Here is a 16224-nt window from a genome sequence, read left to right on the forward strand (position 1 = left end):
CACCCAGTCCCTTATCGTTTACTCGGTCTTAACCTTGTTGCCATATTCACGGACAATCTCGAAACGACTGTCATCGGATTTGACATAACCTTCATGCGTGTAAATTTCCGAGATAATCTTGTGGCCTTCTTCGTCCTGGCCGATCTCGATAAACGCGGTTTGCAGCTTCTCAATCCATTCCGGGCTCATATCGGAGCGCACGGTGATCGTATCGTTCGGAATTTCCTCCGTATAAGTCAGTACGCGTGTATCTTCAAATACGGTGGGGTAATCGTTCTTGACGACATTGCGGGCATCCTGGAAAATGGCAGCTGCATCGACATCGCCGTTCAACACGGCAAGGACGGCTTGGTCATGGCCTTTTACCGTAATCGGCTCGACGTCCTTCATCGGGTCGATCCCGTTATCCATCAAAACCGCCGCAGGCCACACATAACCGGCAGAGGATGAAACGTTTTGGTAGGCAATTTTTTTGCCCTTCAGGTCGGCTACGGATTGGATGGCAGAATCCTTTTTCACGATCATCATCGCCTTGTAGAAATCCACAAGCTCATCCGTAGGCTCGCCGGTTTCATCCTTAACGCCATAACGTTGGGCCTGCAGTATAACCTCAGCAGCGCCTCTCTCTTTGGCAAGAACATACGCGGTTGGCGGCAGGAAGCCAACGTCCACCTTTTTGGATGCCATCGCTTCTACAATCGTGTTATAGTCAGTCGATACGCTGACCGCAACGGGGATCCCGATTTTGTCGGACAGCAGCTTTTCGAGCGGCTTGGCTTTGGCTTCAAGCGTATCGGCATTCTGGGAAGGAACGAATTGGACCGTCAGTTTATCAGGGACATACCCGGTAGATTCTGTGGTCGCGCTGCTGTCTGTATTTGTGCCTTGCGAGTTCTCCTGCCCGGCGTTCGCCGCGGCTTTGCCGCCGGTGTCGGTATTTCCGCCGCCGCATCCGCTGATGACAGCGACGCACAATAACAGGGGCATGGTGATTTTCATCCATTTTTTCAAAACAATGACCTCCATTTATAAGTTAATGACATGTCTTACCTGCTCCACTATACGGAGGGAGTGTTAATGGTCTGTCAATGAAATGATAACTCTTTGTAAAGTTTTGGAATTTTAATATAAAACTGCATTTCAGTTGATAGAATGGCTTGAATATGTTGTGAACAGGAGAGATGGTATGAATCCGACGAATAAAATGACGATTACCGTGCTGGCCACCAGCGACTTACACGGACATCTGTACCCTACGGATTACCGGACACGGGACGAAAGGGATATGGGACTCGGCAAGCTGGCGTCCCTAATCCGTGAAGAGCGGCTTATCCATCCGGATCTGTTGCTGATCGATAACGGAGATTTGATTCAAGGCTCTCCGCTGGCTTCCTATGCAGTTAAAAGCAGAACGGATATCCATCCGTTGATTGGTGCGCTGAATGAGCTGGGCTACGATGCAGCTGTTCCGGGTAACCATGAATTCAATTATGGTATGGAGACGCTTGAAATAGCGGTGCAGGATTCCCGGTTTCCTTGGTTGTCAGCCGGAATCCGGTTGCAGGATAGCAAGGAGCCCGCCTTTGGTAAGCCTTATCTAATCAAGCACATCGGTGGCATCCGGGTGGCGGTTCTGGGTGTGACGACACACTACATTCCGAGCTGGGAGAATCCGTCCCACATTCAGGGTCTCGAATTCCAAGACGCATTGGAAACCGTGAAGGAATGGGTGCCGCGCATCCGTCTGGAGGAGCACCCCGATGTGATGATCGTGGCGTACCACGGCGGATTTGAGTGCGATATGGAAACCGGGGAGCCGGCGGAAAGCATCACCGGGGAGAACCAGGCTTATGCCATGTGTGCCGAGGTGAAGGGCATCGATGTGCTCATCACCGGGCATCAGCATCGGCTGCTGGCCGCGCAGGTCCACGGAGTGACAGTTGTCCAACCCGGCTTCAATGGACAGGCCATCGGCAAGATCCGTGTGGATCTGGTTAAGGCACAGGAACGCTGGATGGTTGTGGAGAAACGGGCCGAGTTGCTGCGACCGGACACTGGGACAACGACTGACACAGTGGTGTTAGCTTCCAGCCAGCAGTTGGAAGAACGGACCCAGGCATGGCTCGACGAGCCGATCGGACGAGTCGAGGGTGACATGGGCATGAACGATCCTACAGCCTGCCGGCTGGCGGAGCATCCTTTTATCGAGTTTATCCATCGCGTGCAGATGGAATATGCGGGTGTCAACGTTTCATGTACGTCATTACTCAGTGAAGATTCCAAGGGGTTCGGAGAGGTTATTACAAGACGAGATATCCTTACGAATTTCTTATATCCGAATACGTTGGTCGTTCTTCGTCTGACCGGACGCGACATCCGGGACGCGCTGGAACAGACAGCCTGTTATTTTACGGTCGGCCCAGGCGGGACTCCTGCCGTGAATCCGGCATATATGAAGCCGAAACCGCAGCACTATAATTACGACATGTGGGAAGGCATTGAATATACATTAAACATTGCATGCGCGCCGGGATCAAGGGTCAGCAGATTGAAATATAACGGCGCAGACTTGCCGGGCGGGATGGAGCTGGATGTGGTCCTGAACAGCTACCGGGCCAGAGGAGGAGGGGATTACAGTATGTTCCAAGGGAAGAGAGTGATGCGGGAGATACTGATCGACACCGCGGAGTTAGTGGAACAGTATATCTTGGAGCGCGGAAGCATCCCAGCTGCTTGTAATCACAATTGGAATATTGTCATTGAGAGGAAATAGCTTGCTGGTGATTGTTAACTTAAGGAGAGGCTTTAAATCGATCAACTTGTGTCACGGAACAGTCCTTACCATCGCGGATTGCGTACAAATTTATTTAGCCCTCTTGACTTTATACCTAACTAGAGAGTTTATACTCTAACCAATAAATCAAGATAGAGGGTGAAAGCATTGTTTAAAATCAGCGAGTTTTCCAGGCTGAGTCGAATTCCGTTACAAACTCTGCGCTATTATGATCAGCTCGGAATCCTGAAGCCAGCCATGACCGATGAATCGACGGGATATCGGTATTATTTCGCCGAACAACTACTGGAGATCAACCGTATCGTCATATATAAGGAATTGGGATTTACATTACAGCAGATCGCGTTGCTCCTTCATGAAGATATATCAACAGAACAGATTCGGGGCATGCTGAGGCTCAAGGAGAGTGAAATCGAGCGGCAGCTTGATATGGAGCGCTCTAGGCTTGTCCGGGTAAAAGAAAGAATGCAGCTCCTGGAACGTGAAGGAAAAGTAAATAATAAACAAGAGGTTGTCTTGAAACGCGTTGAAGCCATGCACATGATCACGTATGCTTCCCATGGCACCGTTGAGGATATCCCAAGCCTTTTCGAAATGTTCGATGGGCTGCATGATGGCCGAGCCAAGTCTCTATTATACGGTCCGCAGACGTTGTTGTGGAACGTATCCGGCAGCAAGGAGCATGTGTTTGAGTTCGAAGCTGGTTATGCCGTGAAATCGGACACCTTCAAGCTGCCGGAGCATCTCCAGTATCGATCCCTGCCTTCTGAGACCATGGCCACACTGTTATTTCGCTCGGATTCGGCGTACTCCGAATCGGCCTGCCTGGATCTTGCCGAATGGATTGAGCAGCATGGTTATCTCGTTCGAAGCGACCAGCCCGGAAGAGAAACTTATGTGCCTTTATCAGGTGAGCCGGGGGTTTGTCTCATCGAAATTCAATTGCCAATTGAATACGAAGAGGAACGAGCATGAGTAATAAATGGATCGTTTATTTGCTTGCCCTGGCCGTGTTTCTCATTGGAACGATCGAGTACATCATAAGCGGAATTCTTCCCATCGTAGCGGAGGATCTAGGCATTGCGACGTCCACCGCTGGATCATTCGTAACGACATTCGCCCTTTCTGCAGCGATAGGCGCACCCGTAGTGGTCGCCGCAACCATCCGGGTGGACCGAAAAAAAATGCTTCTCGTCATGCTCGGCATATTTATTTTCAGCAGCTGTTTCGTCTATGTTAGTGACTCACTTGAAATGATGCTGATGACTCGAATGATCCAGGGACTCAGCGGTGGAACAGCCACGGTCATTGCTATGGCCGTAGCCACGCGCATGGTTGAAGAACGGAATCGGGGCCGTGCGATCGGCACCATATTGATGGGACTTAGCAGCTCCCTGGTGCTCGGCGTGCCGATCGGCACGTTCTTGAGTGAAACCATGGGATGGAGAACCTTATTCGTCATTGCTGGCTTGCTGATGGTGATTCCGTTCTTGGCGGTCGTTTCCAAAGTTCCGTCCATTACGGAGCAAAAAGCCATTACACTTAGAATGCAGCTGTCGATATTAAAAGATAAAAAAATGGTGCTGGCTGTAGTCATTACGCTGTTCTATATCGGAGGATACTCATCGCTATTTACGTATATATCCCCCTATCTTCAGCAGAATAGTGAGTTATCCGCAACGGCGCTTTCCGGTATTCTATTGATCTCGGGGATATGCAGCTTTGTTGGCTCCAAATTCGGAGGGGGGATAGCGGATACGAAGGGATCCAGATTCACGATCTACGCCGGTCTGTCCATCCAAGCGGGAACGTTGCTGCTATTGTCTTGGTTCAACGGCTCGATCTACGCTGTTGTTCCATTCATCATGTTATGGATGGCCGCCACATGGGCGACATCTCCAGCACAGCAGTTGTACTTAGTTACCCTGGTCCCGCAATCGCCGGATATTGCCTTAAGCGTCAACACTTCGTTTATCCAATTTGGCTTCGCCCTCGGCTCAGGAATCGGCGGATTGGTGATCAGCAGCTCCTCCATTGACAATCTGGGGTGGTCCGGGTTTGTCATGGTTTTGGTAGCGCTCTTGCTTGCAGTTCGGTTGTTCGCTAATGATAAAAATAACTATGACAACCCTTGTCACTATTAGCAGATATGATGAACTTAAGGATGATCATCTTACATCCTATCCATCAAATATTGAACTTAGTTTCTTAGAAAGGGATGAATCAATCATGTATACAACCGTTTCTGATTTTATTACAGAATGGAAGAGGGAAGCTGAATTAACACAAAAGGTGTTAGACAGTTTGACGGATGAATCTTTACAACAGCAGGTATATCCTGAAGGCAGGACGCTGGGGAGAATTGCTTGGCATTTCGTAACGAACACCCCTGAATATTTGACTGAATTCGGGCTTGTTCTCCATCAGGTGCAAGATTCAGATGATGTACCGGCCGCGAAACAAATCGCCGAAACTTTTAGAAAAATAAGTTCAGAGGTAGCGACGGCTCTTGAAGCACAATGGACGGATGAAAGTTTAAAACAAATCCAAAATGCCTTTGGACGTCAGGAATCAAATGCTACCATCTTTATGGGATTGATTAAGCACATTGCTCATCATAGAGGGCAGGTCACCGTTCTTATGCGTCAGTCGGGATTGAATATCCCTGCGGTATATGGTCCTTCAAAGGAAGGTTGGATACAAATGGGAGTCGCAAACCCGCCGCTTTGAACATGAATGAACTCGGATATTAAGAACAAACACGCAATAAAGTCGCGAACAAACGCGGCTTTTTTGTTTAACGATGTAATGGCATGAACATTTTCATCCCTGCGTTGCAGTTTTTATAGTAAAATGGAATGTGTGGGTTTTACCATAGATGAGTGTCGTGACTTTATGGAAGAGGAGTTATTGAGGCAAGTGAATAAGTTATATTCAACATGGTTCGGAAGTTATTGGAGCCCTTATCTGGTTATGGCTCTGGCCGGTATTCTCAGCGCGGTTTACTTCGGAATCACCCATACGGTGTGGGCGGTAACCGGTGAGTTTACCCGTTTCGGGGGACATATTCTGGAATTCATCGGGGTAGATGTGTCGGATTGGGCGTATTTCGACCTCGTACATATGAACGGAACGACTTGGACGCGGACCGACGGCTGGATCGTATGGGGCATGTTTATCGGAGCCCTCATTACGATTCTGCTGAGCAGCAATTTCAAGATCCGAATGCCGAGACAGAAACGGCGGTACGTTCAGGGATTTGCCGGAGGAATCATCGCGGGCTTCGGAGCCCGGCTGGCTCTGGGCTGCAATCTCGCAGCCTTTTTTACCGGCGTCCCACAATTCTCCCTTCATTCCTGGATCTTTATCGTTGCTACCGGCGCGGGCACATTCTTAGGTGCTCGGCTGGTTAACACAAGATGGTGGAAAGGGAAGCCCGTCCTGAAAATGGGCGGTACCGTGTCTTCCCTTAAAACGGGTAAGAACCGGCAACCCCTATTGGGGGGTATGCTAGGTCTTGCGTACATCGCGCTGATCGTATACTTCTACGCAACAGGTCGCACGATGTTGGGGACAGCCGCCCTTTTCGGAGCGGCATTCGGTATTCTGATCGAACGGGGGCAGATCTGCTTTACTTCCGCTTTCCGCGATCTGTGGATCAGCGGCCGGGCTACGATGACAAAAGCGATTGCCGTCGGTATGGCGGTCAGCTCTGTCGCTACACTTATCGTTATTCTTGTATACGGTCTGGACCCGATTACAAAAATTGCCGCCCCAAGCACCTTTATCGGCGGATTGCTCTTCGGCTTGGGTATTGTTATGGCCGGCGGTTGCGAAACCGGCATGATGTACCGGCTGATGGAGGGACAAGTTGTCTTTTTACCCGTGTTTATCGGCAATATAATAGGTGCAACTGCTTTGGCATATGCATGGGATCATATGGGGATATTTAACCTTCTCGTGAAGAGCGGCTCGCCTATCAACCTGATCACCGCCATGGGTCCGGCCGGTGCATTGATCATTACGCTGCTTGTACTCGGGGGCGGATTCGCTGTCGCCGCATACTGGCAAAAAAACTACCGCTTCGGCGTTGGATTCAAGAAAGGGGATGCAACCCATGTCCGTTGATTTCACACTGGATCTCCGGGGGGAATCTTGTCCTTACCCGGTCATCTACACACTCGAAACACTCCGTGATATGAAAAAAGGGCAGACGCTTCAGGTCATTTCGGACTGTCCGTCCGCTTTTCGGAACGTGCCGGAGGAAGTCGTCAAACACGGCTATACCATGGCACAGGAGCCGGTCAAAAACGGCCAGGAATTCAGCCTGTTTATCCAGGCGTAATATCATAATTGCGTAAAAAGCCTCCCTTCTAAAAGGGGGCTTTTTCCTATTATCAGGTTAGCCAGAATCTTCTGGTTGGCCTTTTTTTTGCGGTCGTTTTTATGTGTGACTGTTCTGCGGCAACTGAAAGCAACATGAAATGTTATCCTTAATTACTGGTTTACTCGGAATCTGACTTTATAATGAGAACAAAGGATGTGAGCTCCATATGATTAATATGAATTTGAAGAAATTGCGAAAGATGCACCGATTCACCCAAGAAGAAGTTGCCGAAAAGATCGGCGTTTCAAGACAAGCCGTGGCGAAGTGGGAAAGTGGAGAGACTGTACCGGATATTCAACATTGTACAGCTCTTGCGGATCTGTATGGCGTGGTATTGGATGATCTGGTCCATTATTCCGATAAGCATTCAGACATCGGCCTGCGTCCGAAGGGAAAACATATTTTCGGCATGGTACGGGTCGGGGAACGTGGTCAGATCGTAATTCCCAAAAAAGCCAGGGATATATTCGATATACGCCCCGGGGATAGTCTGGTGGTTCTGGGAGACGAGGCGCAGAAGGGAATTGCCATTATGAAAAGCGAAGGCTTGCTGCAGTTTGCAGAGGATATATTAAATGCCCAGACATTCAAGGAGGAAGATGAGTAATTGCCATCCAAACGATGAACGTTGCACGGGTCTGGGTGTCATGTCAAGGCGTCAGCTTTGGCCGGTTATATAAAAACTCAAGGGAACATCGCCATTTCAAGCTGTAGAGTTTGAAAGGCTCTCCAAGTTATTTTGAATGACTTGGAGAGCTTTTTAATGTGGAAGATTACGTTGAATCAGAACTTGATTTTAAGTGTGTCACCATCAAGATAAACTCCGTCGGAACGCATAATCGGCAGCTTCTGTTCCGCCGAAAAGCCGATGGTTTCCCCGTCCCTTAGTGTGACGTTCTGTTCAACGATATATAAAGAAATATCCATCAGGAATTCACGAAGCTCGGCAGGTGTTACCTGGCTGTCCAGCACTTCGATCTCGTCTTTACCAAAGGCTCTGAGTCCATAGGTATAACCATTGACTCCGGATTCCGTGCGTACGAGCCCGAAGTATACGAGATTTAACAGCGGAAACAGATCGTCGGATTTCATGGTTTCAGCCATTTCCACAAAGAGCTCGGGCTGAAATACCGTGCCGGATGAATAGAGACCGACGGCATTAGGCAGTTTCAAACAGCTCGCCGCCAGCTTGGTGTACATCCTGCCGCTATCAAGCGGGGAGGCAGCACGCGAAAACACAGCCAGAATAAGCTGACTGACATGGGTTTTGGTTACCTCTACTGCCTCTGGCCACAGGTAGTTTCCTTGCGCGTAATGCTCAGCCTCGCCATCCGGTACCGGAGCATCAACGAAGCTGACCGCGACCATGCAGCCGTCTGCTTCAATGACCAGAATACCTTCCTTTTCCTCTTCGGAGCTGCCATTCTCCGGGGAAGAGGAAATATTCCAGTCGTGCTGAAGATTTGCTTTGATCTGCTCCAGGTCGCATTCCGATGAGTTCAACAGAACGAAGCCGTTAAATATACCGGAAGATTCGTTGGAGTCCGTCGGGTTATTCTCTGGAGCTTCCCCTGCCTCATAGAGCGCCGCCTGTTTCATCCAATACTCACGAATCATGTTAACCATGGCTACAGCTTCCTGTTCCGCCGTGGCAGAATGATAGGGCTGCATCTCACTGAATACATGTCCGCAATGCTCGGTGTCTGACGGATTTTCATAACCGCCACAGACACCGACCAGCCATTTGCCAAACAGGGTCTTTTTATATTTGAAAATATAATAATGCATGTCGTGAAGATCAAATTCCCCCGCTAATTCGATTTTGCTGGGCTTATGACCGAGCTCTTGTTCATTTGCCAGCCATTCGATCATGGAATCCATTGCTGCTTGTTGTTGAACTGTCATTGTGTTCCTCTCCTTGTATATGTACGATAATATAACTGTTATATTCTACCAACCATCATGGGGTTGAGCAATACTAGAAAAAGGCAAATCATTACCAATGAGAGAATGATCCTCGACTGCCTTATTCTCAAATATGGGCAGGATCCATACACACCATGTTGAATATATTTTTACATCCATACAGAGATCAAGGAGGTGGGCAGGTGGAACTTTTAAAGGTTTCATATGAACAGAAAACAGTATTACGTAACCTCATGGAACTCTATCAATACGATATGAGCCAATACGAAGCTGAGAGTGAGAATGACGTTAATGAATTTGGCTTGTACAATTATAAGTATTTAGACCATTACTGGACGGAAGAGGGGCGGTATCCTTACTTTGTAATACAATCAGGGAAGCTGGCCGGGTTTGTATTGGTGAGAGTAATAAAAACAGCAAGAGATTTCACTCGAAACTACTCCATGGCGGAATTTTTCATCTTAAAAAAATACCGAAAGCAGGCAATTGGTAAGGAAGCAGCCTTTAAAGTATTCAAAATGTTTAAAGGCAAGTGGAGTATTGCCTGGTTGGAAAAAAATCGGTCGGCCCAAGCATTTTGGACAAAAATCATCTCAGAATACACGATCGGCGAATATTCCGAAACAACGTTTTCAGGTAACCCTGCAATTGAATTTAATGCCTAACAGCTCGTTTGAAAATACGACACATCCGCATGATGAGCCATTCAAATAAAAATGAAGAAGCTCGATATAAATCCGATCGGGACGGTCGCCTAACCGTCCTCCACTGAATATATCTGAAGTATCAGATGATTCAAGAGAGGATGTTGGCCTTGCAAGCTGTTTCTCATGATCTAGATCAAGGGTGGATCGCCTATACATCGAATCGTGCCGGATCGTTCGACATTTGGCTGTACCGACCGCGGGATAGACTTCATGTTCAACTTACTCGGGGACTTGGCGCGGAATTCTCCGTTCCCTATTGGTCGCCGGACAGCAGGAGGATTGCATTTATCGGAATGGGAAATGTGGTCCACTTGCTGGATACCGCCACGCTTACCGTAGCCAGAATTGACCAAATCGAACCTTACACGCTGTTGGACTGGTCTCCTGACAACCGGTCGCTGGTGTATGTTAAAAACGGCCTGATCGTCGTCTATGATACGTTCACCCATCGGAGCTATACCATCTCAGAGCCTGGAGCTAGCGATGTTCAATGGTTCCCTTCGGGTACAGAGCTTCTATTTGCGGCTCCGGATGCCAGCGGCATTACGCAGCTCTTCCGCATGCGGAGCGATGGCGAAAATCGGAGACAAATCACACGGAATATGAATGGACCGCTCCATAACGTTCGGATATCCCCGGACGGTGCCTTCGCACTCTATACATTCCCCGGTGCAAGCATCTCCATGATATCAACTGTCGATTTGGCAACCGGAACCGTCTATACGCTGGAGGGCGGACCGCTCGCCAAAAACTATTTTCCGTCATGGTCACCGGATTCCCAGAACATCGCCTACAGCGCAACCGCTTATGAAGAGCCGTATTATTATTCTCTTATCCAGATTGTCAGCCGCACCGGACAGAATCAAAGGACGGTTGCGGTTTCCGACTGTTTTGCCACCCCTGTCGGGTGGTCGCCGGACGGTGCGAAAATCGCGTATTTGTCGGGATGCGGAGGTGTTGAAAGCGCTAGTCAGCTCTGGATCGTGGATATCAGGGAGCAGATGCCGGTGAACGTCGTCAGCGGCGGGCGTATTACCGCCGTGCAGTGGTCTCCCCGCGCCAGAAGGCTTCCGGAAAACATTTTCACCAGCCTCGTTTATCGGGTATCCTTTCCATATCCCGCAAACTGGCGTCAGGTAAGTGAAGAAAGATACGAAGGGGCCGACGGTTTTTTTCAGGTATCCGCGATTTCCTCGAGTGACCCTATTACCGAAGTATGCCACGCCGAAGCTTTTCATCCATTAATGCCTTACGGCTCATCACCAACGATTATCCATGTGAAGGTGCAACATCAAGACGCGTGTTTCATCTTCCCGTCAGCCGACCAGCCAGCCGAGATGAATAAGCAGTCCGCTCTGATCGTAAGATACCCCCGCCCTGTCCAGATCGGGGAAACATTCTACAATTATTTTATCTTGTTTGCGGACGTCAACCATATCCGTCAAATGGGTGCGCGGTTGTCTTTTTTATAATGCTGCGCATTTCTCCCTGGATGAACTTTATTTAATTCCTACTTGACAGGTGGAATTAATTGGTTTAATCTAGCCACAGGTATCACCCTTCAGTCATCATTAAATGATCATTCATTATCTTAGCATTGAAGGATAATGTCAGCCGATTGGTCCACCAAAGGCTCCTGTTTACTCCTCTGTCGTAAGTACGACGAAAGGGGGAGACGGGGGTCTTTCTGTATTTTCAAGTGTTAGCAATAGGGGATAAGGACCGGAAAACGGAGGTTCATGACCCGAGAAAGGAGCGACATGGAAGATAAGAATTGGGACTTGTTAGAGGAGGCCGATTGGCATTTTCGCAAAGTGGTACGCAGATTTGTCAAAGAACGTGACAAGATTTCGGTGGAAGGCATATCCTTGCCAGGCTTGTTGATTCTCAACACGATATTCCGGAATGGAGAGCAGAGGCTTGGCGAGCTGGCGGAACAGCTCGACTTCACATCCGGAGCTGTAACGGCGATATGCGACAAGCTGGAGACTTCCGGGTTCGCGATCAGAAGGCGTAGCAAGACGGACCGGAGAGCGATTGCCTTAGATATTACAGAAGCAGGAAGAGAGATGCTGCAGCGTAATGAAAATGTTGGCGGGTATATGATTGACCTCATCTTCGGCGCATTCTCGCACGAGGAGCTCAGGGAACTCATTCATTATTTTAAACAGCTCCATGAACATCTTGAAGGTTTCTCGGATTCCGTGCTTCAACAGTGTGCAATATTTACCGAGCCAAACGAAAGGAATGTTCAAGGTATTCGCGGCTCCGTGAAACGTTCAAACGCCTTTATTTCTTACTAAAAATCAAATTTGAAAGGAAGTTGTGACGATGGGACATCCGACGATTTATCCAACAGGTACAACGGTTTATAATCCGGAGAAGACTTGGAGCGGTTACACGATATATCAAGCAGCGGATACAGGAGCTCTCCTCATTGACATGAATGGGAGAGAGGTTCATTTGTGGAAAGGGCTTCGAGGATTTCCCAACAAGCTGTTTCCGGGTGGTTACGTGCTGGGAAGCACCTCAGAGCGCGACCCGAAATACGGGTTTCAGGATGAAACCAATCTGGTGCAGGTCGACTGGGACGGCAATATCGTCTGGAAATTTGATCGTTATGAATACATAGAGGATCCGGGGCATCCGCCCCAGTGGATGGCACGCCAGCATCACGATTATCAGCGTGAGGGCAATCCCGTCGGTTATTATGTTCCAGGGCAAGATCCGAAGGTGGATTCGGGAAATACGCTCATTCTGGCCCACAAGAACGTGAAGCGTCCCGAGATATCCGACATCGAGCTGCTGGATGATACGATCATCGAAGTGGATTGGGAAGGAAATGTGGTGTGGGAATGGGCCGTTAGCGATCACTTTGATGAACTGGGATTTGATGAGGATGCAAAGCTCGCATTATCCCGCGATCCGAACACCCGCGGCTTTGGAGCTCATGCGGGCGATTGGATGCACATTAATTCGGCTTCGGTGCTCGGGCCTAACCGATTTTATGATGCGGGAGACGAACGCTTTCATCCCGATAATATAATCTGGGATGCCAGGGAAACGAATATTATTGCCATCATTGATAAAAAATCCGGGGACATCGTCTGGAAGCTTGGCCCCGATTATTCCACGGAGGAAACGAAGCATATCGGCTGGATTATCGGCCAGCATCATGCACATCTCATACCGCAGGGCCTTCCGGGCGAGGGTAACATTTTGATTTTTGATAATGGGGGTTGGGGCGGTTACGGAAAGCCGAATCCGGAAGCGGCGGATGGCTTGAAAATAGCTCGGCGTGACCATTCGCGCATCCTGGAAATCAACCCCGTTACTTTAGAGATTGAATGGCAATATACGCCGACGGAAGCCGGATTCCAGGCTCCGCTTGACTCTTACCGCTTTTACAGCCCGTATATCAGCTCGGCACAGCGGCTTCCCAATGGCAACACCCTGATTACCGAAGGGGCTGACGGGCGAATACTCGAAGTGACACGAGAATTCGAGCTGGTGTGGGAATATATTTCGCCTTATAAGAACAGCCGCAACTCCAATATGGTCTATCGCGCATACCGGGTTCCATATGAATGGGTTCCTCAGCTTGAATTGCCCGTTGAGACGGAGATTGCCCCGCTGGATGTTGCCGATTACCGTCTGCCGGGGGCCGCGTCGAGAGGTGCCGTTACAAGCGTGGAAGTCGAAGGTACAATCTCATATGGTGAGGGCGCGCTTTGCGTGGCCAGAACAGATGAAGTCGTGCATAAAGAGAGGGATCGGGATGAGTAGACATCAATCTTGGAAGCAATGGAGTTTTTGGATGCTGTCGGTGATTCTTATCATGAGTATGCTAAGCGGGTGCGGCAATGCTTTGGGTGAGCAGCAGGAGAATCGGCTCAAACTGAAAATCGCGGACATTTCCACCAATACCGTGTTTCGTGTGGCAAAAAGCAAGGGCTTCTTCGACAAACACGGAATTGATGCCGAATTGGTAAACTTCGCTACGCCGGCTGAAGGCGTGAACTCCTTATTCATTAAACAGGTAGACGTTGCGTTCGGAGCGGACTTCCCGCTCCTGAACGCTGTCAGCAAAGGCGATTACTCCATCTTTGCTTCCTCAGGAACGGCAACGGATTTAAGTGCGAGCGAATGGAAGCTGTTCGTTCGTAAAGAGATTGGAAGCGCTGCGGATCTCAAGGGGAAAAGGTTAAGTTTCTCAAGAGGCACTTTCATCCCCTATCTGTGGGATGTGTATTTGGCCGAAAACGGAGTTGCGCTCTCGGATGTGGAGCTGATCGGACAGGGAGGTTTCGACGAGGCGTATGTAGCTCTCAAAAAAGGCGACATTGACGCCGCTTGGGTATATGGAGCAGTGCTGAACGAGAAGTTCGGTGCGCTTACCGAAGCCAAAGAATTGTCGGATATGTCCAAGACACCGGTAAGGCTTGGTACCGGATTGATCGCATCGAATGAAGGGCTCAACAGTAACAAGCAAGGTTTCGTAGCGCTGCTGAAAGCGCTGGATGAAGCGTCAGCTTATGCCCAGGCGCATCCGGAGGAAACGGCGGATCTGATGTATGAAGAGGTCAAGCAGCCGAGAGAAGCAACGCTAAAGGATCTGCCGAAGAATTCATGGAATCTTGGTTTCACGGAAAAAGCCTACGAAGGATTACAGGGACAGAAGGAATATATGGTGGATAACGGGATCATCGAAAAGGACTTCGAGCTGAACGAAAAATTGAATCTGGATTTGGTGAGGGAAGCATTCCCGGATCGAGTCCTTGAACTGAAGTGAGGAGATGAAGACGATGAGAGCAGCGTCAAGGCAGAATGAAATCCACATTGAACAGTTGAATAAAAGTTACGCACAGCAAACCTCGGCAGGTGACTTGCACTATATTATCCAGGACGTCAATCTGGCGGTAAAAGGCGGCGAGTTCTTTGTTCTGCTGGGTCCAAGCGGGTGCGGCAAGTCGACGCTGCTGAGTCTGATCGCCGGCTTTGTATCCAAAACTTCGGGTCAGGTGAGAGTAGGCGAGAAGGAGGTGGACCGTCCGGGCCAGGATCGTGCCGTCGTATTTCAGCAAGCCGACTCCTCCTTGTTCCCATGGCTGACCGTAAGAGAAAATGTGGAATTTGGACTTCGGATGAAGCGAATACCTCCCGCGAAACGAAAGGACATATCCAGCCAGTTTATTTCGCTAGTGGGTCTTGCGGGGCATGAGAGCAAATATCCACGCGAACTGTCAGGCGGTATGAAACAACGGGTACAGCTGGCAAGGGTATTGTCCAATGATCCAGCGATTTTGCTCATGGATGAACCATTCGGCGCATTGGATGCGATGACAAGACGGACGATGCAAAGAGAGTTGGTACGCATATGGCAGGACACGGATAAAACCGTCATCTTCGTGACGCACGATATTCAGGAAGCTCTTCTACTCGGAGGACGTATCGGCATCATGTCAGCGGGTCCGTCCTCAAAAATAACGGATATCTACGAGGTGCCTCTCGCCTATCCGAGAGATATATCTAATCCGGCTTTCCATGCGCTATATAACCAAATCCAATCGCATTTTGACGAGTAGAGAGGAAGGGGAACCCATGAGCAAGAAAATTAAGAAATGGTCGCTACATATCCTGGTGTGGATTGCTGGTCTTGGCGTCTGGCATTTGCTTTCCCTTGCGTATGGGCCCGAAATTCTGCCGGGTCCGATCTATACGGTTAAGGGCGGATATGAATTGTTGATGGACGGCACCCTGATTCAGTATATCGGGATCAGTTCGTACCGGGTGCTGCTCGGATGGACCCTCGGCAGCCTGATTGCAATCCCGGCCGGACTTATCATCGGGAAGGTAGGGCCAATCCGCGCTTTTGCCGAACCGTTCCTCAATTTCATCCGGTTCATTCCGCCGATTGCCTTCATCACCTTGTTTCTGGTCTGGTTCGGCATCGGGGAAACATCGAAAGTTATGCTTATTCTGTATGCAACCTTCTTCATTGTGGTAATAAATACGTTGACGGGTGTGTTATCCGTAGAAGAGGATAAGATCCGCTCCGCCCGCAGCATGGGGGCATCCGAGTGGCAGATTGTGCAACATGTCATCATTCCTGCAACGATCCCATTTATGTTCACCGGCATCCGGCTTGCCATGGGAACCTCGTTCATGGCGATTATCGGGGCAGAGATGATCGCGTCTAATGAAGGCGTGGGGTATCTGATCTGGAATTCACGTTTGTTCTTCCGTACGGATTGGATTTTTGTCGGATTGATTTGTCTGGGATTGATGGGGTTCATAACGGACCGTGCCGTAGGTCTGCTCGGGCGCAAGTTGTTGTCCCGTTACGGGGTAGTCAGTGCGAACTCACTCCGTAGATGAACGTAGTGCTGTTATACGAAGCCGCAGCTCCC

16 protein-coding genes are annotated in these 16224 nt (G+C 49.4%); 14 read left to right on the forward strand and 2 right to left on the reverse strand.

Going from position 1 to position 16224, the window contains the following annotated elements; all coding sequences use genetic code 11:
• Positions 1-18: 18 nt before the first annotated feature.
• A complete protein-coding gene (locus tag BJP58_RS01635; protein WP_194542517.1) occupies positions 19-1026 on the reverse strand; it encodes a phosphate/phosphite/phosphonate ABC transporter substrate-binding protein in 1008 nt (335 codons plus the stop codon).
• Between the two features lie 160 nt (positions 1027-1186).
• On the opposite strand from BJP58_RS01635, the gene BJP58_RS01640 reads away from it, so the two are divergent.
• The 7 genes from BJP58_RS01640 (at position 1187) to BJP58_RS01670 (ending at position 7788) form a co-directional block, all read left to right on the forward strand.
• A complete protein-coding gene (locus BJP58_RS01640; RefSeq protein WP_194542518.1) occupies positions 1187-2773 on the forward strand; it encodes a bifunctional metallophosphatase/5'-nucleotidase in 1587 nt (528 codons plus the stop codon).
• 168 nt (positions 2774-2941) lie between these two features.
• Positions 2942-3769 carry a MerR family transcriptional regulator gene (locus BJP58_RS01645; protein WP_194544773.1) on the forward strand — a complete coding sequence of 276 codons (828 nt, stop codon included), beginning with the start codon at positions 2942-2944 and terminating at the stop codon, positions 3767-3769.
• On the forward strand, positions 3766-4938 hold the full coding sequence (locus tag BJP58_RS01650; RefSeq protein WP_194542519.1) for an MFS transporter: 1173 nt from the start codon (positions 3766-3768) through the stop codon (positions 4936-4938). The genes BJP58_RS01645 and BJP58_RS01650 overlap by 4 nt, the downstream gene beginning before the upstream one ends.
• Positions 4939-5023: 85 nt before the next feature.
• Positions 5024-5524, forward strand: coding sequence for a DinB family protein (locus BJP58_RS01655; RefSeq protein ID WP_194542520.1), 501 nt, complete (start codon positions 5024-5026; stop codon positions 5522-5524).
• 165 nt (positions 5525-5689) lie between these two features.
• On the forward strand, positions 5690-6922 hold the full coding sequence (gene yedE, locus BJP58_RS01660; RefSeq protein WP_194542521.1) for a selenium metabolism membrane protein YedE/FdhT: 1233 nt from the start codon (positions 5690-5692) through the stop codon (positions 6920-6922).
• On the forward strand, positions 6912-7139 hold the full coding sequence (yedF, locus tag BJP58_RS01665) for a sulfurtransferase-like selenium metabolism protein YedF (protein ID WP_015735163.1): 228 nt from the start codon (positions 6912-6914) through the stop codon (positions 7137-7139). The genes yedE and yedF overlap by 11 nt, the downstream gene beginning before the upstream one ends.
• A 208-nt stretch (positions 7140-7347) precedes the next feature.
• On the forward strand, positions 7348-7788 hold the full coding sequence (locus tag BJP58_RS01670) for a helix-turn-helix domain-containing protein (RefSeq protein WP_194542522.1): 441 nt from the start codon (positions 7348-7350) through the stop codon (positions 7786-7788).
• 176 nt (positions 7789-7964) lie between these two features.
• Here the strand turns inward: BJP58_RS01670 and BJP58_RS01675 are convergent, their stop codons facing one another.
• The gene (locus tag BJP58_RS01675) at positions 7965-9086 is read right to left on the reverse strand and encodes a DUF4261 domain-containing protein (RefSeq protein WP_194542523.1); all 1122 of its coding nucleotides are present in this window, start codon (positions 9084-9086) and stop codon (positions 7965-7967) included.
• Positions 9087-9289: 203 nt separating this feature from the next.
• Between BJP58_RS01675 and BJP58_RS01680 the strand changes: the two genes are divergently transcribed.
• The 7 genes from BJP58_RS01680 (at position 9290) to BJP58_RS01710 (ending at position 16192) form a co-directional block, all read left to right on the forward strand.
• Positions 9290-9772, forward strand: coding sequence for a GNAT family N-acetyltransferase (locus tag BJP58_RS01680; protein WP_194542524.1), 483 nt, complete (start codon positions 9290-9292; stop codon positions 9770-9772).
• Between the two features lie 140 nt (positions 9773-9912).
• The gene (locus BJP58_RS01685) at positions 9913-11286 is read left to right on the forward strand and encodes a PD40 domain-containing protein (RefSeq protein WP_194542525.1); all 1374 of its coding nucleotides are present in this window, start codon (positions 9913-9915) and stop codon (positions 11284-11286) included.
• Positions 11287-11574: 288 nt separating this feature from the next.
• The gene (locus tag BJP58_RS01690; protein ID WP_194544774.1) at positions 11575-12117 is read left to right on the forward strand and encodes a MarR family winged helix-turn-helix transcriptional regulator; all 543 of its coding nucleotides are present in this window, start codon (positions 11575-11577) and stop codon (positions 12115-12117) included.
• A 28-nt stretch (positions 12118-12145) separates the two neighbouring features.
• On the forward strand, positions 12146-13600 hold the full coding sequence (locus BJP58_RS01695) for an aryl-sulfate sulfotransferase (RefSeq protein ID WP_194542526.1): 1455 nt from the start codon (positions 12146-12148) through the stop codon (positions 13598-13600).
• Positions 13601-13631: 31 nt separating this feature from the next.
• Positions 13632-14606, forward strand: coding sequence for an ABC transporter substrate-binding protein (locus tag BJP58_RS01700; protein ID WP_442953961.1), 975 nt, complete (start codon positions 13632-13634; stop codon positions 14604-14606).
• A 13-nt stretch (positions 14607-14619) separates the two neighbouring features.
• Positions 14620-15399, forward strand: coding sequence for an ABC transporter ATP-binding protein (locus tag BJP58_RS01705; RefSeq protein ID WP_194542528.1), 780 nt, complete (start codon positions 14620-14622; stop codon positions 15397-15399).
• A 16-nt stretch (positions 15400-15415) separates the two neighbouring features.
• The gene (locus BJP58_RS01710) at positions 15416-16192 is read left to right on the forward strand and encodes an ABC transporter permease (RefSeq protein WP_194542529.1); all 777 of its coding nucleotides are present in this window, start codon (positions 15416-15418) and stop codon (positions 16190-16192) included.
• The last annotated feature ends 32 nt before the right edge of the window (positions 16193-16224 follow it).

The sequence above is a fragment of the Paenibacillus sp. JZ16 genome (genome assembly GCF_015326965.1).
Classification (GTDB): Bacteria; Bacillota; Bacilli; order Paenibacillales; family Paenibacillaceae; genus Paenibacillus_AQ.

Coding starts and splice junctions, on each gene's coding strand:
- BJP58_RS01635 (WP_194542517.1), bottom strand. CDS start 1,026: ATGGAGGTCATTGTTTTGAAAAAATGGATGAAAATCACCATGCCCCTG.
- BJP58_RS01640 (WP_194542518.1), top strand. CDS start 1,187: ATGAATCCGACGAATAAAATGACGATTACCGTGCTGGCCACCAGCGAC.
- BJP58_RS01650 (WP_194542519.1), top strand. CDS start 3,766: ATGAGTAATAAATGGATCGTTTATTTGCTTGCCCTGGCCGTGTTTCTC.
- BJP58_RS01655 (WP_194542520.1), top strand. CDS start 5,024: ATGTATACAACCGTTTCTGATTTTATTACAGAATGGAAGAGGGAAGCT.
- yedE (WP_194542521.1), top strand. CDS start 5,690: ATGGAAGAGGAGTTATTGAGGCAAGTGAATAAGTTATATTCAACATGG.
- yedF (WP_015735163.1), top strand. CDS start 6,912: ATGTCCGTTGATTTCACACTGGATCTCCGGGGGGAATCTTGTCCTTAC.
- BJP58_RS01670 (WP_194542522.1), top strand. CDS start 7,348: ATGATTAATATGAATTTGAAGAAATTGCGAAAGATGCACCGATTCACC.
- BJP58_RS01675 (WP_194542523.1), bottom strand. CDS start 9,086: ATGACAGTTCAACAACAAGCAGCAATGGATTCCATGATCGAATGGCTG.
- BJP58_RS01685 (WP_194542525.1), top strand. CDS start 9,913: ATGTTGGCCTTGCAAGCTGTTTCTCATGATCTAGATCAAGGGTGGATC.
- BJP58_RS01690 (WP_194544774.1), top strand. CDS start 11,575: ATGGAAGATAAGAATTGGGACTTGTTAGAGGAGGCCGATTGGCATTTT.
- BJP58_RS01695 (WP_194542526.1), top strand. CDS start 12,146: ATGGGACATCCGACGATTTATCCAACAGGTACAACGGTTTATAATCCG.
- BJP58_RS01700 (WP_442953961.1), top strand. CDS start 13,632: ATGCTGTCGGTGATTCTTATCATGAGTATGCTAAGCGGGTGCGGCAAT.
- BJP58_RS01705 (WP_194542528.1), top strand. CDS start 14,620: ATGAGAGCAGCGTCAAGGCAGAATGAAATCCACATTGAACAGTTGAAT.
- BJP58_RS01710 (WP_194542529.1), top strand. CDS start 15,416: ATGAGCAAGAAAATTAAGAAATGGTCGCTACATATCCTGGTGTGGATT.